The organism is Lelliottia sp. WB101 (assembly GCF_003051885.1).
Lineage (GTDB): Bacteria > Pseudomonadota > Gammaproteobacteria > Enterobacterales > Enterobacteriaceae > Enterobacter > Enterobacter nimipressuralis.
Map to the genome: position 1 here is coordinate 3,307,384 of NZ_CP028520.1, position 23,157 is coordinate 3,330,540.

Sequence of the window (23,157 nt, forward strand, 5' to 3'; positions counted from 1 at the left end):
TTTTGGGAGAGGGAATTCAGCGTTAGCGCATCACGCGATCGTCAACGTAGTTGCGTTTATCAGGCGCAGGTGGGAAATACTGATACAACCAGGTTTCACTGATCGCATCCCCCTGACAGCGCAGGAACATGCGCATTTCGACCGGATCGGTGGAATCGTCCGTTGGGTACCAGTCAAACAAAATACGGTAGCCGTCGAACGGTTCGACGTAGAGGATTTCGACCTGTTTCGCTTCGCCGTTAGAGAGCGTAATCACCGGCTCGATGCCTTTAGGCGCAGCGGCTTTCAGATCGCCCCCCACGAAGTCGATAGCAAAGCGACGCGCCCAGACTTTCGGGTAGTTTTCGCCTGGTGCCCAGCCTTCCGGGAAGCCGCCCATACCGGTGCGGGTGGCGTAGACGTTCGCCAGCGGCGAGCGAACCGGCGGCTGTGCGCTCCAGTAGAGACGGTATTTGAAGTCCAGCTCATCGCCAGCTTTAACCGGTTTTTCCGGCTGCCAGAAGCAGACGACGTTATCCAGCGTTTCGCCGGTGGTAGGGATCTCCATCAGTCCGACGCTGCCTTTGCCCCACTGATTGCGCGGCTCAACCCACAGGCTCGGACGCTTGTTGTACCAGCCCATGATGTCCTGGTAGTGGGAGAAATCGCGATCCAGCTGCAGCAGGCCAAAGCCTTTCGGGTTTTTATCCTGGAAGGCGTTGAACTGCAGTTTTTGCGGGTTGTTCAGCGGACGACAGATCCACTCGCCGTTGCCCCGCCACATCGCCAGACGATCGGAGTCGTGGATTTGCGGATGGATAGTGTCACACATGCGGCGCTCGTTATTTCCGCAGCTGAACATGCTGGTCATCGGCGAAATGCCGAGCTGCTTGATGTCTTTACGGGCATACAGGTGGTTATCCACCTCCATGATCACCTGGCTCTTCTCGCAGTGGATCACGAACTTATAGGCACCGGTGATACTTGGGCTGTCGAGCAGCGCATAGACGGTAAACGTGGTGTCGTTCGGCTTGACGGTTTCAAACCAGAATGAGGTGAAGTCCGGGAACTCTTCCGGCGTATCGGTAAAGGTGTCTATCGCCAGACCGCGTGCGGACAAGCCGTACTGATAGGTATCATCCACGGCACGGAAATAACTCGCGCCTAGGAAGGAGACGATATCGCGACGCGCCAGCTCCGGCGCTTTAAAGGCGCGGAAACCGGCAAAGCCTAAATCGCTCTGCCCCTGCAGCTGTTGGGTGTCGACATCCGTATCGTTGTAGCTAAACAGCTCCGGGCGGAAGTGAATTTCACGCGCCTGGGATGTCGCAGAATCAAGCGAGAACATACGTACACGCCGGCGGAATCCCATTCCCATATGGAAGAACTGCACGTCGAGCTGGCGGTCTTCAATATTGTTCCACAGTGACTGTTTCTCGTCGTATTTGATGGCGTTGTACGCCTGCGGCGTCATGGTCGCCAGCGTATTGGGCAGCGGACGCGGCGCACCGCCCCACGCAGTTTGCGCCAGATCGTGCGCCATGGATTGCAGTACAGAGAAGTCAAAACGACGACTCTGACCGTCGGCAATATCCGATTCCGCGGCAAATGCCGCACGGGAAAACAGCGATGAGAGTCCAGCGGTACCGCTCAGCGCAGCCATTGCCAGCGAGCCTTGTAAAAAACGTCTGCGATTCATGCCTGAGAAAACGTCCTTATGGTCGTGTGAATGAGTTTCGCGGGCAGCGAAACGACGGCAAGAAAGAACGCACAGCCTAAACAAAAACGGTTTGAAATCCAATTGTTGAGCGGCGATATTCTGAGCAAAGCGAGAAATATTTTCTGTCGAGGGGAAAGGACTGAATTGACGGTAAAGTTATGTATAAATCGAAAATAAAAAGCCTCTGATGGACATCTGCATCAGAGGCGAAGAGGCGCAATATTATTATTTTACGCTGACATCGATACCCGGGAAGTATTTCTTCGCAAGCTGGTCGATGGTGCCGTCAGCGCGGACTTTTTCGATAGCCGCATCGAGCTGTTTTTTGGTGGCCTCGTCACCTTTGCGCAGCCCGAAACCGATCCCGCTGCCGAGGATAGTGTCATCCGACACCGGTTTGCCAATAAAGCCAAACCCTTTCCCCTGCGGCTTACTCAGGAAACCTGCTTGCCCGGCCGCGGACATCACCAGCGAAGCATCAATACGGCCATTCAGCAAATCACCCCAGGCCATATTCTGATCTTTATAAGACACCACGGTGACACCGTGCTTCTCCCAGTGCTCTTTGGCATAGGTTTCCTGAATGGAACCCTGCAACACACCGATGGTTTTACCTTTCAAACCTTCCGGCGTCGCGTCGACGCCACTCCCTTCTTTCCCGACCAGCTGGGAAGGAATACGGTAGATCGGCTGGGTGAAATCAATGCTCTGACGACGCTGATCCGTAATGTTCATGGCCGAGTTGATGGCATCGAATTTCTTCGCCATTAACCCTGGGATCAACGCATCAAATGAGGTCTCGACCCAGCTGCACTTTAGCTCAGCGGCTTTGCAAATCGCTTTGCCCAGATCGATATCAAAACCTTCCAGTTCACCCGACGCATTACGGCTTTCAAACGGCGGATATTCCGCTTCCAGGCCATAGCGCAGCTCGGTTGCAGCGAAGGAAGAAAAAGAACACAGCAATCCCATGCCGACAACTAACGCGTTAAATTTCATCTCAACACTCCTTAGCGTGGTTTAACCCGACACAGGGCCTGCGCACCTGCCCGTAATGTCGCCTCGTCTTTCGCAAAAGAGAGGCGGATCAATTTGTTATCTGTACCGTCTGTGTAGAACGCCGACAGCGGAATGGTCGCGACACCGGATTCAACGATCAGCCGTTTGACCATCTCACTGTCGCTTTCGTCGCTGAAGTGGCTGTAATCGGCCAGTAGGAAGAACGAACCTGCGCTCGGCAGCAAACGGAACGGCGACTCCGCCAGTAGATTTTGCAGTAAATCGCGTTTGCGTTGATAGAACGCCGACAGCGACAGCCAGGTCTGAGGATCGGCCATATGCTCTGCAAAGGCGTACTGCATAGGGGTATCGGCAGAAAACATCAGGAATTGATGCACTTTGCAGATTTCGTCCATCAGTTCAGCGGGAGCCACACAATACCCTACTCGCCAGCCGGTGACATGATAGGTTTTTCCAAATGATGAAATGATCACGCTACGCTCCGCCAGCTGCGGGTGCGTTGCCATGCCGTGATGCGGCTGGCCGTCAAACACGACGTGTTCGTACACTTCATCAGACAAAATAATGATATCCGTCTGGCGGGTAATCGCTGCCAGCTGTTCGAGGTCGTTCGCCGAGAAGACCTGACCGCTCGGGTTGTGCGGGGTATTGATGATGATCATGCGTGTGCGCGACGTCACCGCGGCGCGGACTTCATCCCAGTCGACGGCAAAATCGGGCACCGTCAGCTTAATCGCCACCGGCGTGGCGCCTTGTAAGCGCACAATCGGCGCGTAGCTGTCGAACGACGGCTCAAAATAGATCACCTCGTCGCCAGGATGCACCAGGCCGCTGATGGCCGAGTACAGCCCTTCGCTGGCACTGGCGGTAATCAGCACTTCGCTGCTGGCGTCATAACGGGTGCCATAGAGTGTGGCAATTTTATCGACGATGCGTTCTTTCAGCGGCTGCAGGCCGGTCATCGCCGCATATTGGTTATGCCCCGCCTCCATGGCGCGGGTTACGCCTGCAATGAGCTTAGGATCGCAGGAGAAGTTAGGTGCCCCCTGAGAAAGATTGATGGCGTTATGTTGAGCAGAAAGCTGCCCAATCACCGTAAAGATAGTCGTGCCAACGTCAGGCAGTTTCGAGCGGGTGTGCACGGGAGTACGCAGAGTCATCATCAATCCTTTCTCGTGGATATTGCATAACTATTCAACGCGAAGGCAGCTGTGGCGACAACCGAATTGTTGTCATAGTAGCCATGATGAAAACGCATGGCTGACGTATTTCGCCGGGCGCAACTCTGGCAAAAACAGAGTTTTTATTTTTCCATTAAAAACTCATGCAGCGGTCACAATTATTAAATCACACAGGCGGAAACTTAATAAACAAGACGAAATTTGCAGCACTGTTAATTAACAATTAATAATTCACATCAATAAATAATAGCAACTCATAACTCAATATAATTGAGGTTTCATTCCGTTACGGCGGAATTAATTCTTAACATTTTATAAGCGCATACTGTTTGCCGCACTATTAAAAACAATATTAGGATTCGGGTGATTCTTGTAATGGGCAAAAGTTCATTTCAAATCATAATAAAAACCTTTCTAAGGAATGAAAAAATGAATAGAAAAGTATTGGCACTTGTTATCCCGGCGCTTCTGGCAGCCGGTGCTGCTCACGCAGCTGAGATTTATAACAAAGACGGTAACAAACTGGATCTGTACGGTAAAGTTGATGGCCTGCACTATTTCTCTGATGATTCTGGTGTGGATGGCGATCAGAGCTACGTGCGTATTGGCTTCAAAGGCGAAACGCAGATCAACGACCAGTTGACCGGTTTTGGCCAGTGGGAATACAACGTTCAGGCGAACAACACTGAAGGTTCGTCTAACCAGTCCTGGACCCGTCTGGGCTTCGCAGGTCTGAAATTCGGTGACTACGGTTCATTCGACTACGGTCGTAACTACGGCGTACTGTACGACGTAGAAGGCTGGACCGACATGCTGCCAGAGTTCGGTGGCGATACCTGGGCACAGTCTGATGTCTACATGACCAGCCGCGCAAACGGCGTTGCAACTTACCGTAACAGTAACTTCTTCGGTGCAGTTGATGGCCTGAACTTTGCTCTGCAGTATCAGGGTAACAACGAAGGTGATGGCAACGGTAACGAAGGCACCAACAACGGCCGCGATATTCGTCATGAAAATGGCGACGGCTATGGTATGTCTACTACATATGATTTCGGTATGGGCTTCAGCGCTGGTGCGGCGTATGCCTCTTCCGACCGTACTACCGACCAGGTTAACTCTGGTGGTGGCCGTTATGCTGGTGGCGATAGAGCCGAAGCATGGACTGCGGGTCTGAAATATGACGATCAAGATATTTACCTGGCGACCATGTATTCTGAAACCCGTAATATGACCATTTACGGTAACAGCGATGATGGCGGTATTGCGAATAAAACGCAGAACTTCGAAATTACTGCTCAGTACCAGTTCGATTTCGGTCTGCGCCCATCGATTTCCTACCTGCAGTCTAAAGGTAAGGACCTGAGCTATAACGGCAACACCGATAAAGATCTGGTTAAATACGCTGATATTGGCGCGACCTATTACTTTAACAAAAATATGTCCACCTACGTTGACTATAAAATCAACCTGCTGGATGAAGATGATCAGTTCTATAAAGATTCTGGCATCTCTACTGATGATATCGTAGCCCTGGGTCTGGTTTACCAGTTCTAATTCTGCGCATAATCCAAAAACCCGCCATCCGGCGGGTTTTTTTTCGCCGATTGACAGGTACCTTAAGGTCAGGTGTTATGAACGACATGATAAAAACGCATACCTGGAGTGTTTATGTCGCGCCGTTCATTTCCGCACAATGCTGTGGACGCCTTTCTGGTCACCGCTCGTCATCTGAATCTCACCCACGCCGCGAAAGAGCTGTGTCTCACTCAGGGTGCCGTTAGTCGTAAAATTGCCACACTGGAGGCCTGGTTCGGCTTTTCTCTTTTTGAACGTCATGCGCGGGGGCTGCGGCTTTCATCTCAGGGCAGCGCCCTGCTTCCTGATCTACAGGCCGCCTTCGAACACCTGCTGACCGTCGCGGAACAGGCGCGTGCTCAGCAAACGGTGGTGCGTCTGAAGGTCCCGACCTGCGCTATGCGCTGGCTGGTTCCACGCCTGCTTGAAGTGGAACGCGATCAGCCTGAGCTGCAAATTGCCCTCACCACCACCACCGATCACACGGTGAATTTCAAAACCGAGTCCTACGATGCGGCTATCGTCTTCGGAACGCATCTCAGCGCGGGCGATCTGCTGTTCGAAGAGGCGCTCACGCCGGTGATGAGTCCATTACGAATGAGCGCCTCTCTGGAGTCGCTGACATTCCTTCACCCCACGCGGGATAAAACCGACTGGTCGCTGTGGTTGTCCAGGCAGGAAGAGCTCGCGTTGACAATGCAGCGAAATCAACACTTCGACACCATGGATTTGGCGATAACCGCCGCGATGCAGGGGCTGGGCGTGGCGATTGCTGACGAAACGCTGGTGAGAGAAGATATTCGCGCCGGGCGCCTGGCACGCCCCTTCAATACCAGCGTGAAAACCGGCGCCAGCTATCGGCTGGTTTTACGGGAATCACGCGCAAAAGCCGCCGGGCTGGCCGCGTTTCGCGCATGTCTGCTCAATCCAGGCTCACGTGATGCTTCATTACCCGTTTAAACAGACTCATTCTGGCGCGCATAAAGCGGTTTTCCAGGCGAAATCCTGCATGTTTATTCAAACCAATGCGTAACAGCACATCACGCCCTTTCCGGCAGGCTGGCCAGCGCGTCGGGCCATGTAGCGCATCACAGGTTCGGCTCGCGAAACGCGCAAAATTGACCCAATAATCTGCCACCTGCGCAGCAAAGGCCAAATCGCGCTCGTTCACATACTGGCTGGCAGGTTCCACCTTTCCGAGCGTGTCAAAGACATAGGGCACTTCGTTGCCGTGCCACGCGCCGTTCTGATAGGTTTCGTGTTCCGCTTCCGCAACGTAATCAAACCAGTAGCGCCAGCAGGGTTCGCCGACCCGCTGCTGAGCTTGCATCACCACAAATCCCATGGTCGTAAAAGCCATATCACGACACACCTGACGCCCCAGCTCTTCATCCCCCTTCACACCGGGATAAAGCAGCTTGATCAGCCCCAGGCCAAACCGACGTTCACGACGCAGCTTCTGAATTTGCCCGGCGAGATCGATGCCAAACACCGCCATCACGCTGGCTTCGTCACTGTTGGAACCAATCATCACCGGAACCGGATGCTGGCGGGCCGAGAAAAACACATCCAGCATTGCTTCTGGCAGCACGCAGTCGCCGACAATCGGCGTCGGGGCAATATTGAGGGGAGCCGTCAGTGACCAGAACGCATCGGCGGGGATCGCCCGCAGCTGTTCAGCGGTCGCATTCTCAATGCTAAAATGCGCCGCCAGCGCCTCACCTTTTTGCAGTGCCTGCTCGCGCGGGGTATCAGGAAGGGTGTAACCGCTCTGCACGATCGCCTTGTGAAACAACCCTTTTGCCAGCGGCGAAGCCAGTAGTGACAGCACGCTTCGCGCCCCGGCGGATTCGCCAAACAAGGTCACGTTATCCGCATCACCGCCAAACGCAACAATATTATCCTGTACCCAGTGAAGCGCCGCAATTTGATCGCACAGCGCAAAATTATGCACCACATCGGCTTCCTCACCGGCGAGCGCCGGGTGAGCGAAGAAGCCGAGATGGCCCAGACGGTAGTTAATGGTGACAACAATGACGTCGCGGTGTGCCAGCGCTTTCCCCCGGTAAGGCGGTAATCCGCCCGCGCCAATGGTATATCCGCCGCCATGCAGCCAGACCATTACGGGAAGTGGCCCGGTCCGTTTTGCGGGAGCCCAGACGTTGAGATAGAGACAATCTTCCGAGAATCGCCCTGGGTCGCCCCCGCCCAGTTCCCGACAGTAGTCGATGTTTTGCCAGCTGGATGCCGAAAACGTATTGGCCGGGCGGATACCTTCCCAGGAGTCGGGTGGTTGCGGCGAGCGCCAGCGCAGCGCGCCAACGGGCGGCGCGGCATACGGAATACCGCACCAGACGTGCACATCATCATCAATAAAACCGCTTACTGCGCCCTGGCGGGTGGTCACTACTGGGGTCGTGGAATTTTCCATACTTGCCTTCTTTTTCCATCACACCCCAGCAGAGTAGCGATTTCAGAGCAAACCGCAACGCCGTTTACTGCGGTCTTCGGCCTGCTGATACAGCGCAAACTCGTCGTTTACCGGGCATCCCAGTGCGGCTTCAAACGCTTCACGACTCGAATTTCCACGGCTACGCGCCTGGGTTTCATTCCCCAGATTGGACTGGAAAATCCCCGCCGCACTCACCGGCAGAAAATCCTCATAAATAATCGGCTGCGCCACTACCCAGCCACGCTCAATGAGCGGCTGGGGATCGTCGCCCGGGCGGAACGCCTGTCGGTGCGCTTCGCCCGCAGGCGTCAGACGGTAGCGGAAATAGGCCAGCTCCTGACGGCGCAGGAACATTTCGCTGTCCGGGAAGGTCTGGAACACCTCTCGCAGATGCAGCTGATGCGTCAAATTATCCTTGCCTGTTCCGGCTTGATTCAGCAGACGGTCATACAGTTCACGACCTTTTGGCGTGAGCGCAACTCCGCGCTGTTCGATTTCGCCAAAGCGCGCCGTATGGGTGCCTTTATGCTCTCCGGCAAACAGCACCGGCTCCTCCAGCGCTTTAAAACTGGTCTGGCGCAGTAAAATCGGTACTTCACGACGCGGCGGCCCCTCAATCAGAATCTTCGGCTCAATGCCATATTTCGGCATCAGCTCCTGCACCCGGTCGATATCCAGGGTGCGCGGCGTAAGATGGTTGATATGACATCCCGGGAAACAGACCACATCGGCAATCAGACGGTGCTCATCGTGCAGCGCCTGATAGGTCTCCTGATCGACGGTGGCGTGGCGATGCCAGCGGAACGTCTCCAGTGCTTCTTGAACAAACTCGCGCGCCTGCGTGTCAGTAAACTGCCCTTCTGACTCATGCAGCGCAATCAGTTCCAGGCAGCGCGGAGTAAAAATAGTACGTTGGGCGAGGATCTCAGCCGCACGTTCGCGCAGAGCGACATTTTCGATAAGCTCCATGCGCAGCAACGAGGTAAACACGCGGAACGGGTTGCGCGACAGCGCGGCGTCATCAATGGGACGAAACGCCGTAGAATGCACCGGGACGCCCGCCTGGGAGAGATCGTAATAGCTGACAGGATACATGCCCATAATGGCAAACATCCTGCGCAAGGTGGACAGCTCCTGAGCGCTCCCCACGCGAATCGCCCCGTGGCGTTCGACGTTTAAACGCGCCAGCTCATCGGCGTTGGCCAGCTGTTCATGTAAGTGCGGATTGTTTTCCAGTACCGCCAGATTCACGTCCGCTACCAGTTCCAGCAGCGTGCCGTACTGCGGAACTTCCTGCTGGTACATCGCTGACATAGCCTGCGAAAAGTGTTCCCGAATATCATCAGCCGTGATGGTGTTCGCCATGATGTCATGCCTCCAGTGAATATTACCTGGAGTGTAGAGAAGGCCGCTGTCGTTGGGGGGAAGAATTTGCGATTTGTGATCCTGACAGACAAGTGGTTATTCCCTGCGCTTTTTCTCTTTCTGCGCGAAGAAAAAACCTCAGGAGAATCACCTCATCCACGGGTGAAAAAATTCTTGTAACTCAAATAGATCAAATGTTAATAATATTTTGCTATCAAGTTATCAAAATTAAACATCTTCCCTTGTCACTCGCACGGCTCTGTTCTTAACATCGCATCATGGAAAAAAATGGTTTGTTTAGTCAGCGCATACGCTTGCGCCATCTGCACACTTTTGTGGCCGTCGCTCAACAGGGAACGCTGGGGCGTGCGGCTGAAACTCTTAATCTTAGCCAGCCAGCCCTCTCAAAGACCCTGAACGAACTGGAACAACTCACCGGCGCACGCCTGTTCGATCGCGGGCGCCTTGGTGCACAGCTCACCTTAGTCGGCGAACAGTTTCTCACCCACGCCGTCAAAGTGCTGGATGCGCTCAATACTGCCGGTCAGGCGCTGAATCGTAAGGACGATCAGATCTCGGATGTGGTTCGCGTTGGCGCGTTGCCTACGGCGGCGCTCGGCATTCTGCCTTCGGCGATTGGTCAGTTTCATAAGCAGCAAAAAAATACCACGCTGCAGGTCGCCACGATGAATAACACCATGCTGCTGGCCGGGTTAAAGTCTGGCGAGCTGGATCTGGGCATTGGGCGAATGTCCGATCCAGAGTTGATGGGCGGTCTGAATTACGAGCTGCTGTTCCTGGAATCGCTGAAACTGGTGGTTCGCCCGAATCACCCGCTGCTGCATGATACGGTCACCCTGAGTCGGGTCATGGAATGGCCGGTGGTGGTGTCTCCAAAAGGGACTGTTCCGCGCCATAACGCCGAAGTGATGCTGCAAATGCAGGGCTGCAAGCTGCCATCGGGGTGTATCGAAACCCTCTCGGCCTCCCTGTCGCGCCAGCTGACGGTAGATTATGACTATGTCTGGTTCGTGCCGTCCGGGGCGGTAAAAGAAGATCTCCGCCAGGGCACCCTGACCGCGCTGCCTGTTGCGTCGCCGGGCGCCGGTGAGCCGATTGGTATCCTGACCCGCGTAGACACCCCGCTCTCCTCGGGGGCGCAAGCGTTGCTGAGCGCCATCCGCAAGTCGATGCCGATTTAACCGTCTCCCTTCGCTTTCCAGCTGACCCGTCGTGATGACGGGTTTTTTATCGCTTTTAATCAAATAATGCGAAATTTTTTATTAACAATTGCAACAAACAATTTAACAGACTTATCATAGCCACGAATTCACCAAATGGTTCACACCCTATTTCATTCGGTGGATTTCAAAGCCGTATAAACGGTATTCATCGTATAAATCATCATTAAACCCGTATTCGGTTACCCATTTGGTACAGGCCCCGTGCCCGTGCCGCCGGAGGAATACGAGGTCTTTAAGGAGATAGACATGACATTTGGCAGCGCGCCACGCGGGGTTCCGAGACTCCTGCAGTGGCTCCTGGTCGTCCTGATGGCAATCATCGGACTGGCGGTCGGCGGGCTGGGCTTTAAGCTCGCCACCGTAGGCGGAAGCTGGTACTTCCTGATCATTGGCGTGGTGATGGTTATCTCCGCCGTTTTAATCCTCATGAATCGTACCAGCGGCATCATTCTGTATGCCATCGCGTTTATCGCGTCGTTATTCTGGGCCGTCAGTGACGCAGGCTGGGATTTCTGGCCGCTCTTCTCGCGCCTGTTTACCCTCGCCGTGCTGGCCTTTTTATGTGCCATTGTCTGGCCGTTCCTGCGCGCAGCAAACGGCAACCAGGCCGTAAACAAAACCCCGGCGTTTACCCTTGCCGCCGTGCTCGCCGTGGCGATGCTGGTGAGCTTCGGCTGGATGTTTAAGCCGCAAACCCTGGTCACGGCTAACGAAGCGGTGCCAGTGAAACCCGTCGCCCCTGGCGAGCAGCAGAAAAACTGGGAACACTGGGGTAACACCACCCACGGCGACCGTTTTGCCGCGCTGGATCAGATTAACAAGCAAAACATCGGCGAGCTGAAAGTGGCCTGGACCGCGCACACGGGTGATATCCCGGTGAGCAACGGTTCTGGCGCAGAAGATCAGAACACGCCACTGCAGGTGGGCGACACCCTGTTTGTCTGCACGCCATACAGCAAAGTGCTGGCGCTGGACGTGGATTCCGGTAAAGAAAAATGGCGCTACGATTCCAAAGCCACCGCGCCAAACTGGCAGCGCTGCCGTGGCTTGGGCTTCTTTGAAGATCACAGCGTCGTGACAACGTCACAAACAGACACGCAACCGGCCGCCTGTGCCCGTCGTCTGTTCCTGCCAACCACCGATGCGCGCCTGATTGCTATCAACGCCGATACGGGCAAAGTCTGCGAAGACTTTGGCGATCACGGTATTGTTGACCTCAGCGTTGGCATGGGTGAAATCAAACCGGGCTACTATCAGCAAACCTCCACCCCGCTGGTGGCCGGTAATGTGGTGGTTGTCGGTGGCCGCGTGGCGGATAACTTCTCGACTGGCGAACCGCCGGGTGTGGTTCGTGCCTATGACGTGCACACAGGCAAACTGGCGTGGGCCTGGGACCCCGGCAATCCGGAGCTGACCGGTCTGCCGCCAGAAGGCCAGACCTATACGCGCGGTACGCCGAACGTCTGGTCTGCCATGTCTTACGACGCAAAACTGAACCTGATCTATCTGCCAACCGGCAACGCAACGCCCGATTTCTATGCTGGCGAACGTACCGCGCTGGACGATAAATACAGTTCGTCAATTGTGGCGGTAGACGCGACTACCGGTCAGGTGCGCTGGCATTTCCAGACCACACACCACGACCTGTGGGACTTCGACCTGCCGTCGCAGCCGCTGCTGTACGATCTCCCTGACGGTAAAGGCGGCACCACGCCGGTGCTGGTGCAGACCAGCAAACAGGGCATGATCTTTATGCTCAACCGCGAAACCGGCAAGCCGGTAGCCAAAGTGGAAGAGCGTCCGGTTCCGGCAGGTAATATTGAAGGCGAACGTTACTCCCCAACGCAGCCGTATTCCGTTGGCATGCCGATGATTGGCAACCAGACGCTGACCGAATCCGACATGTGGGGCGCAACGCCTGTCGATCTGCTACTGTGCCGCATTCAGTTTAAAGAGATGCGTCACCAGGGCGTCTTTACCCCACCAGGTCTTGACCGCTCCCTGCAGTTCCCAGGCTCTCTCGGCGGGATGAACTGGGGCAGCGTCTCCGTTGATCCGAATAACGGCCTGATGTTCGTCAACGATATGCGTCTGGGTCTCGCGAACTATATGGTGCCGCGCGCGAACGTTGCCAAAAACGCCAGCGGGATCGAGATGGGTATTGTGCCGATGGACGGTACGCCGTTTGGCGCAATGCGCGAGCGTTTCCTCTCTCCGCTGGGCATTCCGTGCCAGAAACCACCGTTCGGCACCATGTCCGCCGTGGATCTGAAAAGCGGCAAGCTGGTGTGGCAGGTTCCGGTTGGTACCGTTGAAGATACCGGTCCGCTAGGTATTCGCATGCACATGCCGATCCCAATCGGAATGCCGACGCTGGGCGCATCGCTTTCCACCCAGTCTGGTCTGCTGTTCTTCGCGGGCACTCAGGATTTCTACCTGCGCGCGTTTGATACCGCAACCGGGAAAGAGATCTGGAAAGACCGTCTGCCAGTGGGCAGCCAGTCAGGCCCGATGACCTACGTGTCGCCGAAAACCGGCAAACAGTACATCATCATTAACGCAGGTGGCGCGCGTCAGTCACCGGACCGTGGTGATTACATTATTGCGTACGCCCTGCCCGATAAAGCGTAAAAGCAGTAATGAAAAAGGGGCCGATTGGCCCCTTTTTTTATCGCCCGGCGACGTTTCACGTTTACGGACGTATGATGATATCGATGGAGTTAGACATAGCTGCCCATCGATATGTCACCCACTCAGAATGTTTCCCAGTTATCCCCACCGTCAACCACCGCCTGACGCAATGGCGCAGGCTGCTTGGCTGGTGCGGCTTTATTCCCGCGACTGGCGGTTGTGCCGTTAAGACGGAACGCGCCCACGGCTTCGGTCAGACGAGCACCCTGTTCTTCCAGCGATGCCGCCGCCGCAGAGGCTTCCTCCACCAGCGAGGCGTTCTGCTGGGTCACTTTATCCATCTCAGAGATCGCCTGGCTCACCTGCACGATACCCCGGCTCTGCTCGTCGGAGGCTGCGGCGATCTCCAGCATGATATCGGTGACGCGTTTCACGGCTTCAACGATTTCATTCATGGTATTCCCCGCGGCAACCACTTCGCCGGAACCCTGGTCGATCAGGGTGACAGATTCATTAATCAGGCCTTCAATCTCTTTTGCCGCGTTGGCGCTGCGGCTTGCCAGCGTACGCACTTCGCTGGCTACCACGGCAAATCCGCGCCCCTGCTCGCCCGCACGGGCCGCTTCCACGGCGGCGTTAAGGGCCAGAATGTTGGTCTGGAAAGCGATGCTGTTGATCACCGCCGTGATTTCCGAGATTTTCTTCGAGCTGGTAGAGATATTGCTCATGGTTTTCACCACGCCAGAGACCATCTGGCCGCCACGGCTGGCTTTCCCGGAAGCGTCTTCCGCCAGTTTGCTCGCATGATGGGCATTATCGGCGTTCTGTTTCACCGTCGCCGTCAGCTCTTCCATGCTGGCAGCGGTCTGTTCGATGGCCGCCGCCTGCTGTTCGGTGCGGGAAGAGAGATCGGTGTTACCAGCAGAAATCTCGCTGGTGCCACGGTAAATCTGCTCCGCGCCCTGGCGAACCGTTCCGACGGTATTCACCAGCGAGTGCTGCATGGTTTGCAGATCGCGGGTTAAACGCCCGATCTCGCTGCGACCGGTCAGGTCGTCCGCCATGGTCAAATCCCCCTTCGCAATCTGTTCGATGCGGCGGGCAGCGCGTTGCAGCGGATGAATCACCGTGCGGCGCAGCACCACGAAGGTCATCGCGGTCAGCACCAGCGCCAGCGCAAAGGCGCCGACCATAAACATCAGGCCAAGCTGAGTGCGCTTGTGAGCGTCGGTTGTGAGGGCATTCGCGCGATCGGTACGGATCTTAATCGCCTTCAGCAGGATTTCGTTGTAGCCATCGTCCAGCGGGCGCGCAGACTCATTTTCGTGATTAATGATGGCTTCAAACATGCCGTTTTTGGCGTATTTCAGCATCGGCTGCAGGCCGGTGATATAGGCATCAAATCGGGTTTTCAGCTCACCATCCAGCGCTTCGTCCGCAGGCGTGCGCACGGCACGATTCATATAGGCGGCGAAGCTCTCCTGTGACTGCTTAATACGCGTTTCGGCTTCAGCGATGTTTTGCTTCATCGCGTCCATCTCAGCGATACGGCTGGCCGCACCGGCATGGATCATATTGATGCGCGCCGTGCGTAAATGGTTCGAGCTATTCGACAGCCCCGTACGTACCTGGATTTCTGACGTGACATCCTGCAGATCCGTGTCAGCCTGCAGCAGGAAATACCCCGACAGAGCCGAACTCAATGCGAATAACAAAATGATGCCACCGAGAATTGAGGAAAACAGCGGAACCAGCCGGATATGATGCAGGAAGCTCAGCGTTTGCGGGCTGCGCATCGTTTTTGTGTTGTCCATGACCGTCGACTCTCTTTATAGGTAAATGCGTGAAAAACACGCCTGTAAAATAGTCATCGGCACGGAAGGAAATTTGCTTACGGCTAAAAGCGCCAGACAGGTCACACTTTAGAGAAGAATATGCAGGAAGGGCCAGCGGCAAAAAACCGCTGGCAGAATAATTAGTTGCTGCCGAAATGTATGACGGTGCGGATCGATTTTCCTTCATGCATCAGATCGAAGGCTTCGTTGATCTGCTCAAGCGGCAGACGGTGGGTAATGAACGGGTCGAGATTGATTTTCCCGGCCATTGCATCCTCGACCATCCCCGGCAACTGGGTGCGCCCTTTTACGCCGCCAAATGCGGAGCCGCGCCAGACGCGTCCGGTCACCAGCTGGAATGGACGGGTTTTGATCTCCTGACCCGCCCCTGCCACGCCGATGATGATGCTCTCACCCCAGCCTTTGTGGCAGCATTCCAGCGCAGAGCGCATGACATTGACGTTGCCGATACATTCAAAGCTGAAATCCACGCCGCCGCCGGTCAGTTCAACAATCACATCCTGAACCGGTTTGTCGTAGTCTTTCGGGTTGATGAAATCTGTTGCGCCCATTTCACCGGCCAGTTTGAATTTCTCCGGGTTGGTATCGACTGCGAGGATGCGCCCGGCTTTCGCCTGCACCGCGCCCTGAATCACCGCCAGACCGATCCCGCCGAGACCAAACACCGCCACGGTGTCGCCCTCTTTCACTTTCGCCGTGTTGTGTACCGCGCCGATACCGGTGGTCACGCCGCAACCCAGCAGGCAGACTTTATCCAGCGGCGCCTGTGGATTCACTTTCGCCAGGGAAATCTCCGCGCAAACGGTGTATTCGCTGAAGGTACTGGTGCCCATGTAGTGATAAATCGGCTCACCATTGTAAGAGAAACGCGTGGTACCATCAGGCATCAGGCCTTTGCCCTGCGTGGCGCGAACGGCCTGACAGAGGTTGGTTTTACCGGATTTACAGAACTTACACTCGCCACATTCGGCGGTGTACAGAGGAATAACGTGATCGCCCGGCTTCAGGCTGGTGACGCCTTCACCGACTTCCACTACCACGCCACCGCCTTCATGGCCTAATACCGCCGGGAAGACGCCTTCCGGATCGTCACCCGACAGGGTAAAGGCATCGGTGTGGCACACGCCCGTATGGGTGATTTTGATCAGCACTTCGCCCTTCTTCGGCGGCGCAACGTCAATTTCGACGATTTTCAACGGCTGGCCGGGGCCAAATGCGACAGCTGCACGTGATTTCATATTGCTTTCCTTTATGTGATGCCAGTGTTTTATTTTAGATAAGAGCGTAGCAAATGACCGACTTCCGCCATGCGAACCGCACGCTGGTCGGCGGTGGTTTCGCCCGTCACCAGCTCATCTTTAAGGTGAATTTCGACCATCTCGCCCATCAAACCGTTCGCCGCACCGCGAACCGCCGCGATTTGCTGCAGGATGGCAAGGCAGGGTTCGCCGGACTCCAGCGCACGTTCAAGGGCATCAACCTGCCCCCGAATGCGCCGCACGCGAGTCAGAACGCGTTTTTTGTCTTCGGGTGAATGAGGCATACGCCCTCCTCATGGATACTGTAGGGGGGTATAGTAACTTCATTCATACTCTCAAGCAAATGATCAACGGGCCTTGTCTAACAACGCAGACCTAAACGGAATTTTATGACGCGGATAGCAATGATTGGCGACGAGTGAGCAAAGGGTTGTGGAGGGAGACGTTTAGGAAGTGTATTCACGCAGCCTTGAGGAAAATCCGGGAACCTGCCGACATCGGTCAGGTCCCGTAAACACACAGCACTGCAGATTTGGATACACCCTGTCCGTGGTGGATAGTGCATTTATAATCGTTCACCCTGCGTTTGTCATGGATATATTCATGACTGAAATACAACAGACTTAAAGCAAATCATCGGGTTAAAGCTCACCTTAAGAACGAATGTTTATTCGCTTAACTGGAATGGCTCTTTTTATGGATTGATGTCGGAAATAAACACAAAAAACCCGCTGACGAGAGCGGGTTTGGGACAGGCAGGAAAGGTTATCAGGAACGCTTTTTCGGCATCATGCGCAGAAGCGTGTTGTCTTTCCAGTAATAGTGATGCAGCAGCGCCGCAAAAGCGTGAATGCCGATGACGAAATAGCCGATGTTCGCAAGCGTCACGTGCCACGCCTTCAGGCTGTCCACCAGATCGAAATTTGCTTCTGGCGCATGGGGCATCACCAGGCCGAAGGCCAGCCACGGGTTGCCGCGGTTATACATCATCACCAGGCCAATCAATGGCAAAGCAATAAACAGCAGATACACCACCAGATGCCCCAGATGTGACATGCCGGTGATCATCGGTTTTGGCTTAGGCTGAATCGGCGGTGCCGGGAATTTCAGGCGTACCAGCAGACGCGCCACCATCAATACCAGGATCGAAATCCCGCAGGAAACATGAATCATATTAATGACCGGACGCGCGCTGCGGGGGAAGAATCCTCGCAGCTCCATCGCCGCATAAGCCACGATAACCAGAAGAAACACCAGCCAGTGAATGCCAATTTGCAGGCCAGTATATTTATTACGCATATGATTTCCTGGAAAAGGTCGAACAAAGGGTCAACATAACGGGCTTTCCTTAAAAATTCATTAACTTTTCTTTATGGGTTTTCAAAAACTTCGCCTGCTCATGAATCATCTTCAATTGCCTCACCCGCCGACATGGTCTAAGCCTGGAGGAGTTTTCAAACTGTCGCATCGTTCAGTTCATACAGGAGTCAACCATGAGTAAAATTGGCATTAATGGTTTTGGTCGCATCGGACGCCTCGTCCTGCGCCGTCTGCTTGAAACTCAGGACAGCAACACCGTCGTCGCCATTAACGACCTCACCTCCCCCAAGGTGCTGGCGTATCTGCTAAAGCATGACTCGAATTACGGTCCCTTCCCCTGGAGCGTCGATTTCACCGAAGATTCCCTGATTGTTGATGGCAAATCCATCTCCGTGTACGCCGAAAAAGAGGCCAAACACATTCCATGGACCACGGCGGGCGTGGATCTGGTGGTTGAATGTACCGGTTTTTATACCTCGGAAGAAAAGTCCAAAGCCCACCTGGACGCCGGGGCGAAAAAAGTGCTGATCTCCGCGCCCGCAGGCGAGATGAAAACCATTGTCTTTAACGTCAACGACGACACGATTGACGCCAGCGACACCATTATCTCGGTGGCCTCCTGCACCACCAACTGCCTGGCGCCGATGGCGAAAGCACTGCACGACGCCTTTGGGATTAAAGTCGGGACCATGACCACCATCCACGCCTATACCGGCACCCAGGCACTGGTGGACGGGCCGCGCGGGAAAGATCTGCGCGCCTCACGCGCGGCGGCGGAGAACATTATTCCGCACACCACCGGGGCGGCAAAAGCGATTGGGCTGGTGATCCCGGCGCTCAGCGGCAAGCTCAAAGGTCACGCCCAGCGCGTACCGGTGAAAACCGGATCGGTGACAGAACTGGTGTCGATTCTGGAGAAAAAAGTGACGGTCGATGAGATTCACGCCGCACTGAAAAAAGCGACCGAAGGCAACGACTCTTTTGGGTATACGGACGAGGAGATTGTCTCTTCCGATGTGATCGGCTCCCACTTTGGCTCGATCTTTGATGCCACTCAGACAGAGGTGTCCGAGGCGGGCGACCTGCAGCTGGTGAAAACCGTCGCCTGGTATGACAACGAATACGGCTTCGTCACCCAGCTGGTGCGCACTCTGGATAAGTTCGCCGCACTCTGATTTTCAGCGGGCAGCCAGGCTGCCCGCGTATCGCAAAATTACGACTGTAGATACACCACCTGGGTTTGCAGATATTCGTGCAGACCGTGTTTCCCGTCTGCCCCGCCGATACCCGATTTCCGCCAGCCCGCATGGAAGCCCTGCATCGCTTCAAAGTTCTCGCGGTTGATGTAGGTCTCGCCGAACTTCAGCCCTTTGATCGCTTGCATCGCCACAGTCAGATTTTGCGTGTAAATGGACGAGGTCAGGCCATACTCACTGTCGTTAGCCATCGCCAGCGCCTCATCCAGAGAATCAAACGCCACCACCGGCAGTACCGGCCCGAAGGTCTCTTCATGCATGATGGTCATCTCCTGGCGCACATCCAGCAGCAGCGTCGGCGGATAGAAATAGCCTTTACCTTCCACCGCTTTGCCACCCAGCGCCACTCTGGCCCCTTCCTGCACCGCGCGCGCCACTTTTTGTTCCACGCGCTCAAGGGCAGCGGCGTTAATCAGCGGGCCCATCGCAATATCATTCCGCTCAGCGGGATTGCCAAACTGCACCGCTTTCATCGCTTCACCCAGACGGTTCACGAAGCGGTCGTAAATGCCTTTTTGCACATACACGCGCTCGGCGCAATTACAGACCTGCCCGGTGTTAATGACGCGCGAATCGACAATCGCTTTCACCGCCAGCTCAAGATCCGCGTCATCCATCACGATAGCAGGCGCTTTGCCGCCCAGCTCCAGGCACACTTTGGTGATGTTTTTCGCCGCAGCGGTCATGATTTTCTCCCCGGCGGTGACGCTTCCGGTCATGCTCACCATCGCCACTTTCGGGTTGCCCGCCAGCTCCTGCCCGACGGTTTCGCCGCGCCCAAGCACCAGGTTAAAGACCCCTTTTGGCAGTCCGATGTCATCGACGATTTTGGCAAACGCAATCGCATTATTCGGCGTGAATTCGCTCGGTTTGATGACGATGGTGTTGCCCGTCAGCAGCGCAGGTGCCAGCTTGCGTGCAATCAGGAAGAACGGGAAATTCCACGGCAGAATGCCGGTCGTTACGCCCAGCGCACGTTTAAACACCAAAATGTTCTCGCCCGGACGGTCGCTCTGAAGAATTTCCCCTTCGTAGCGGCGCGCCCATTCGGCCATATAGTCGATGTAATCGGCGGTGAAACTGACCTCCACGTCGGCCAGCTGCTGAATTTTGCCACCTTCGGCCACGATCAGGGCGCTGATCTCACTGGCGCGCTCGCGAATACCGGCGGAAATTTTGCGCAGCCAGTTGGCGCGTTCAATCGCCGGGAGCGCTTCCCAGCCGGCCTGCGCGCGTTCGGCAGCCTCAATCGCTTTGCGGGCGTCTTCGGCGCGCCCATCGGGAATACGGGAAATGACCTCTTCGGTGGCGGGATTGGTTACATCAATCCAGGTTTCACCTTGCCAGGCAACAAACTGTCCATCGATATACATAGGATGTTGTACGGGTACTGTCATGACCTGCTCCTGTAATTGCACTGTTTTTAACAAGTAAAATTAATGTTAAAAATTACAATCAGGCGTCAGGTTGCCTATCGTATCGCGCTGTTTTTGTGAGATATCTCAAAAAAGAAACGGGTCAGCAAAACAATGACATTACAGACCGGCAACATAAAATGCCCGTTTGCGACAGAGGGTGCGCAAACGGGCATCACTTACAGCAGAGAGCGACTGACCAGCGCGTCGGTGAGAGTGGTGTCGTGGCGCAAAATCTGCCACGCGGCTTCCACATCAGGCGGGATCTCGACGTGAGCGATAAAGTCCCGCCCCGCCGGGCCGTAGCCGTTCGCGTCGTCCCGCAGGCGCGGCAGTTCACCCAGCACCAGCGACAGATAACGCTCAACCGGCCAAAGCCCCTCACCGCCGCCACTAAACACCAGGCCGTTTTCGCTGTTTTGCAGATGCGGAGTGATCCCCGGATGGCTGATAAAGTGCGGCGACTCGCGCTCGTCACGGCACACTCTGGCAAAGGTCGCCATCGTGCGCCGCTGCATGGTCGGGTCCTGTACCACGAGAGTGCGTTGCGGGATGGGCGCGTGCTGCTTCAGCAGGTTCCAGCTAAAGCGCGCATTTTCACCGCAGTTGGTGGACTGGTCGTCAATCAGAATACGGTCGTCAGGAATGTGCCAGAACTGACGCGCGATATCCGCCAGAATCGCCGCCTCGGCGCGTCCGGTGGTCGGCACCGTGTTATAGCGCGGGTGGCGCGCCGTCGCCGCATACAGAAACGTCGTCGAGTGGCCGATACCGCCGCTAATTAGCAATGGGATCGCCTGTTCAGACGCGACCCGACAGGCGGCGTCAATGGTCGGGATCACCGCATTCCCGGCAAGGATCACTGCGTCAAAGGGCTGGTCGCGCGGGTTATCGTCCTGCGCCAGCCAGTTGCCCACCGTGTTGACCGCCGCCAGCGTGGTCTCGGGCAGACAGGGAAAAAGTGTCAGCGTCATCGTTACCTCCTTACATCAGGTTACTTTCAGGGTAGCGCGTATGAGGTTGTGAAACAGAGGATCTCTCCGAAAGCCGCCCGCACGATACCGCAGTTGAGGGCAATCATATTTGATTTAATGAACTATTTCATATTCACTTGAATTATGATTTCTGCCACAGGTAGAATCCTTAGCCCACTAACTATTCAACTATTCCAAAGGTAACCGACGTTATGCGCCTGCCTCAACGCGATCCTTATGCTCCTCGCGAGTGGCAGCCACATGAAAAACCCGCCCTGCTGGGGTCCCCTTCCACACCGCTGCACAGCACTCCGAAAAGAGTGGCCTACGGCGTAGTCGGTTTACTGGTTTGCCTGACGGGAGCGCTTGGCAACGCGATGGTTGCCGCCAACCTGCAAAATCTGCAGGGGACATTCGCCGTCTGGTCGACGGAGATCGCCTGGCTCCCTGCCGTTTACGTGATGACCAACGTCTCGATTAACCTGCTGCTGGTGAAGTTTCGCCAGCAGTACGGTCTGCGCGCGTTTACGGAAGGGTTTCTGGTGCTGTATGTGCTGGTGACATTTTTCCACCTGTTCGTTAACGATCTTAGCTCGGCACTGATGGTGCGCGCCGCCCACGGCATGGTGGCCGCCGCCTTGAGTTCACTGGGGATTTACTATCAGATTCAGGCCTGGCCGGCGAAACATCGCCTGAAAGCGCTGACCATCGGCATCACCGGGTCGTCGCTGGCGATCCCCATTGCACGACTCTTCTCGACGGAGTTACTCCAGCTCGACGAATGGCGCGGGCTGTACTTCTTTGAACTCGGTCTGGCGCTGATTTCGCTCGGCTGCGTGATTGCGCTGAAACTCCCGCCGGGCGACCGCCGTAAAGTGTTCGAAAAGAAAGATTTCATCACCTTCTTCCTGCTGGCACCCGGCATGGCACTGCTGTGCGCGGTGCTCTCGCTCGGGAGGCTCGACTGGTGGTTTGAAGCGCCGTGGATTGGCTGGTCGCTGGCTCTGTCGCTGGTGCTGATCCTCTCGGCCATCGTTTTCGAGCATAACCGCAGCAACCCCCTGCTCAATACCCGCTGGCTCTCCAGCGGCAGTATTCTGCGCCTGGGGTTGATTATGCTGCTCATCCGCATCGTGCTGGCGGAGCAAAACACCGGGGTGATCGGCTGGCTACAGTACGTCGGCCTGCAGAATGAACAGATGACGCATCTGGCCTGGTCGATCCTCGCCGGGATTGTCTGCGGCATAGTCGCCAGCTGCCTGACCATCAAACCCACCAGACTGGCCTGGCCGATAGTCACCTCGCTGGTGCTGATGATTGTCGCGTCGCTGCTGGACAGCCAGTCGAACAACCTGACACGTCCGGACCAGCTGATGCTGAGCCAGTTTTTGCTCGGCTTTGGCAGCGCATTTTTCCTCGCCCCGGCGATGCTGGCGGGTATTGGCGGTGTGATTGCCGATCCGCGCAATCTGGTCAGCTTCTCGGTGCTGTTTGGCATGAGCCAGAACGTCGGCGGCCTGCTGGGTTCCGCCATCCTCGGCACCTTTCAGACCTGGCGCGAGAAATACCATTCGAACCTACTGGCCGATCAACTCACCACGCTCAATCCGCTGGTCAACGAGCGGCTACAGATTTACACCCAGATGTATCAGAACCTGATTGGCGACAGCGCCCTGCTTAACACCCAGGCCGTCACGCAGCTGCAAACTGTCACGACGCTTGAAGCCAATATTCTGGCCTATAACGACACTTATCTGCTGACCGCAGGCATTGCCACCGCCACGCTGGTGTGGATTTTGTGGCGCCTGCTGCGCCTGAGAATCACCGCCCGTCTGGCCTTAAAACACGCCACGGGCACCAAATAATGGAAGAAAACCGAGAATGAACAGCGCATTACCTCCGGAGAGATT

Annotated in this window: 17 protein-coding genes; 6 read left to right on the forward strand and 11 right to left on the reverse strand. The window is 55.6% G+C overall.

Translation table 11 applies throughout. The features are described 5' to 3' along the window. Nucleotides 1-22: 22 nt before the first annotated feature. From DAI21_RS15955 to DAI21_RS15965, 3 genes are all read right to left on the reverse strand, one after another. On the reverse strand, nucleotides 23-1,678 hold the full coding sequence (locus DAI21_RS15955) for a glucan biosynthesis protein D (RefSeq protein WP_102103689.1): 1,656 nt from the start codon (nucleotides 1,676-1,678) through the stop codon (nucleotides 23-25). A gap of 246 nt (nucleotides 1,679-1,924) precedes the next feature. Further along, on the reverse strand, nucleotides 1,925-2,698 hold the full coding sequence (locus DAI21_RS15960; protein WP_100780209.1) for an ABC transporter substrate-binding protein: 774 nt from the start codon (nucleotides 2,696-2,698) through the stop codon (nucleotides 1,925-1,927). Between the two features lie 11 nt (nucleotides 2,699-2,709). Continuing rightward, nucleotides 2,710-3,879, reverse strand: a complete 1,170-nt coding sequence (locus tag DAI21_RS15965; RefSeq protein ID WP_107703600.1) for a pyridoxal phosphate-dependent aminotransferase — start codon at nucleotides 3,877-3,879, stop codon at nucleotides 2,710-2,712. Between the two features lie 450 nt (nucleotides 3,880-4,329). Between DAI21_RS15965 and ompC the strand changes: the two genes are divergently transcribed. Beyond that, nucleotides 4,330-5,454, forward strand: a complete 1,125-nt coding sequence (gene ompC, locus DAI21_RS15970) for a porin OmpC (protein WP_107703601.1) — start codon at nucleotides 4,330-4,332, stop codon at nucleotides 5,452-5,454. A 114-nt stretch (nucleotides 5,455-5,568) separates the two neighbouring features. Next, nucleotides 5,569-6,435 (forward strand): LysR substrate-binding domain-containing protein, encoded by an 867-nt coding sequence (locus tag DAI21_RS15975; RefSeq protein WP_107703602.1) that lies wholly within the window; start codon nucleotides 5,569-5,571, stop codon nucleotides 6,433-6,435. On the opposite strand, the gene DAI21_RS15980 is transcribed toward DAI21_RS15975, so the two are convergent. Then, on the reverse strand, nucleotides 6,398-7,906 hold the full coding sequence (locus DAI21_RS15980) for a carboxylesterase/lipase family protein (protein ID WP_107703603.1): 1,509 nt from the start codon (nucleotides 7,904-7,906) through the stop codon (nucleotides 6,398-6,400). The two genes, DAI21_RS15975 and DAI21_RS15980, sit on opposite strands and share 38 nt — an antisense overlap. Before the next feature lie 42 nt (nucleotides 7,907-7,948). Next, nucleotides 7,949-9,292, reverse strand: a complete 1,344-nt coding sequence (locus tag DAI21_RS15985; protein ID WP_107703604.1) for a VOC family protein — start codon at nucleotides 9,290-9,292, stop codon at nucleotides 7,949-7,951. Nucleotides 9,293-9,570: 278 nt separating this feature from the next. Here DAI21_RS15985 and DAI21_RS15990 point away from each other — a divergent pair, with 278 nt between their 5' ends. Beyond that, nucleotides 9,571-10,494 (forward strand): LysR substrate-binding domain-containing protein, encoded by a 924-nt coding sequence (locus DAI21_RS15990; RefSeq protein ID WP_100780215.1) that lies wholly within the window; start codon nucleotides 9,571-9,573, stop codon nucleotides 10,492-10,494. Nucleotides 10,495-10,782: 288 nt separating this feature from the next. Next, entirely contained in the window at nucleotides 10,783-13,167 is a 2,385-nt protein-coding gene (locus DAI21_RS15995; protein ID WP_107703605.1) for a glucose/quinate/shikimate family membrane-bound PQQ-dependent dehydrogenase, read from the forward strand. A 122-nt stretch (nucleotides 13,168-13,289) separates the two neighbouring features. Here the strand turns inward: DAI21_RS15995 and DAI21_RS16000 are convergent, their stop codons facing one another. The 4 genes from DAI21_RS16000 to cybB all read right to left on the reverse strand — a co-directional run bounded on the left by DAI21_RS16000 (nucleotide 13,290) and on the right by cybB (nucleotide 17,581). Beyond that, nucleotides 13,290-14,981: a methyl-accepting chemotaxis protein gene (locus DAI21_RS16000; RefSeq protein WP_107703606.1), complete on the reverse strand. Its 1,692-nt coding sequence runs from the start codon at nucleotides 14,979-14,981 to the stop codon at nucleotides 13,290-13,292. Nucleotides 14,982-15,142: 161 nt separating this feature from the next. Beyond that, nucleotides 15,143-16,261, reverse strand: a complete 1,119-nt coding sequence (locus tag DAI21_RS16005) for an S-(hydroxymethyl)glutathione dehydrogenase/class III alcohol dehydrogenase (RefSeq protein WP_107703607.1) — start codon at nucleotides 16,259-16,261, stop codon at nucleotides 15,143-15,145. 29 nt (nucleotides 16,262-16,290) lie between these two features. Continuing rightward, nucleotides 16,291-16,566: a metal/formaldehyde-sensitive transcriptional repressor gene (locus tag DAI21_RS16010; RefSeq protein WP_032610935.1), complete on the reverse strand. Its 276-nt coding sequence runs from the start codon at nucleotides 16,564-16,566 to the stop codon at nucleotides 16,291-16,293. A gap of 484 nt (nucleotides 16,567-17,050) precedes the next feature. Further along, complete coding sequence (gene cybB / locus DAI21_RS16015) at nucleotides 17,051-17,581, reverse strand: cytochrome b561 (protein WP_107703608.1); 531 nt, start codon at nucleotides 17,579-17,581, stop codon at nucleotides 17,051-17,053. Nucleotides 17,582-17,775: 194 nt separating this feature from the next. Between cybB and gap the strand changes: the two genes are divergently transcribed. Next, on the forward strand, nucleotides 17,776-18,777 hold the full coding sequence (gene gap / locus DAI21_RS16020; protein WP_100780221.1) for a type I glyceraldehyde-3-phosphate dehydrogenase: 1,002 nt from the start codon (nucleotides 17,776-17,778) through the stop codon (nucleotides 18,775-18,777). 38 nt (nucleotides 18,778-18,815) lie between these two features. Here gap and aldA read toward each other — a convergent pair whose 3' ends face one another. Both aldA and DAI21_RS16030 read right to left on the reverse strand, forming a co-directional pair. Beyond that, the gene (gene aldA / locus DAI21_RS16025; RefSeq protein WP_107703609.1) at nucleotides 18,816-20,255 is read right to left on the reverse strand and encodes an aldehyde dehydrogenase; all 1,440 of its coding nucleotides are present in this window, start codon (nucleotides 20,253-20,255) and stop codon (nucleotides 18,816-18,818) included. Nucleotides 20,256-20,452: 197 nt separating this feature from the next. Beyond that, nucleotides 20,453-21,247, reverse strand: a complete 795-nt coding sequence (locus DAI21_RS16030) for a YdcF family protein (protein WP_107703610.1) — start codon at nucleotides 21,245-21,247, stop codon at nucleotides 20,453-20,455. Nucleotides 21,248-21,459: 212 nt separating this feature from the next. On the opposite strand from DAI21_RS16030, the gene DAI21_RS16035 reads away from it, so the two are divergent. Continuing rightward, the gene (locus tag DAI21_RS16035; protein ID WP_164971766.1) at nucleotides 21,460-23,112 is read left to right on the forward strand and encodes an MFS transporter; all 1,653 of its coding nucleotides are present in this window, start codon (nucleotides 21,460-21,462) and stop codon (nucleotides 23,110-23,112) included. The last annotated feature ends 45 nt before the right edge of the window (nucleotides 23,113-23,157 follow it).

Coding starts and splice junctions, on each gene's coding strand:
- DAI21_RS15975 (WP_107703602.1), top strand. CDS start 5,569: ATGTCGCGCCGTTCATTTCCGCACAATGCTGTGGACGCCTTTCTGGTC.
- DAI21_RS15995 (WP_107703605.1), top strand. CDS start 10,783: ATGACATTTGGCAGCGCGCCACGCGGGGTTCCGAGACTCCTGCAGTGG.
- DAI21_RS15960 (WP_100780209.1), bottom strand. CDS start 2,698: ATGAAATTTAACGCGTTAGTTGTCGGCATGGGATTGCTGTGTTCTTTT.
- DAI21_RS16005 (WP_107703607.1), bottom strand. CDS start 16,261: ATGAAATCACGTGCAGCTGTCGCATTTGGCCCCGGCCAGCCGTTGAAA.
- DAI21_RS15965 (WP_107703600.1), bottom strand. CDS start 3,879: ATGACTCTGCGTACTCCCGTGCACACCCGCTCGAAACTGCCTGACGTT.
- DAI21_RS16030 (WP_107703610.1), bottom strand. CDS start 21,247: ATGACGCTGACACTTTTTCCCTGTCTGCCCGAGACCACGCTGGCGGCG.
- ompC (WP_107703601.1), top strand. CDS start 4,330: ATGAATAGAAAAGTATTGGCACTTGTTATCCCGGCGCTTCTGGCAGCC.
- DAI21_RS16035 (WP_164971766.1), top strand. CDS start 21,460: ATGCGCCTGCCTCAACGCGATCCTTATGCTCCTCGCGAGTGGCAGCCA.
- gap (WP_100780221.1), top strand. CDS start 17,776: ATGAGTAAAATTGGCATTAATGGTTTTGGTCGCATCGGACGCCTCGTC.
- cybB (WP_107703608.1), bottom strand. CDS start 17,581: ATGCGTAATAAATATACTGGCCTGCAAATTGGCATTCACTGGCTGGTG.
- DAI21_RS15980 (WP_107703603.1), bottom strand. CDS start 7,906: ATGGAAAATTCCACGACCCCAGTAGTGACCACCCGCCAGGGCGCAGTA.
- DAI21_RS16000 (WP_107703606.1), bottom strand. CDS start 14,981: ATGGACAACACAAAAACGATGCGCAGCCCGCAAACGCTGAGCTTCCTG.
- aldA (WP_107703609.1), bottom strand. CDS start 20,255: ATGACAGTACCCGTACAACATCCTATGTATATCGATGGACAGTTTGTT.
- DAI21_RS16010 (WP_032610935.1), bottom strand. CDS start 16,566: ATGCCTCATTCACCCGAAGACAAAAAACGCGTTCTGACTCGCGTGCGG.
- DAI21_RS15985 (WP_107703604.1), bottom strand. CDS start 9,292: ATGGCGAACACCATCACGGCTGATGATATTCGGGAACACTTTTCGCAG.
- DAI21_RS15990 (WP_100780215.1), top strand. CDS start 9,571: ATGGAAAAAAATGGTTTGTTTAGTCAGCGCATACGCTTGCGCCATCTG.
- DAI21_RS15955 (WP_102103689.1), bottom strand. CDS start 1,678: ATGAATCGCAGACGTTTTTTACAAGGCTCGCTGGCAATGGCTGCGCTG.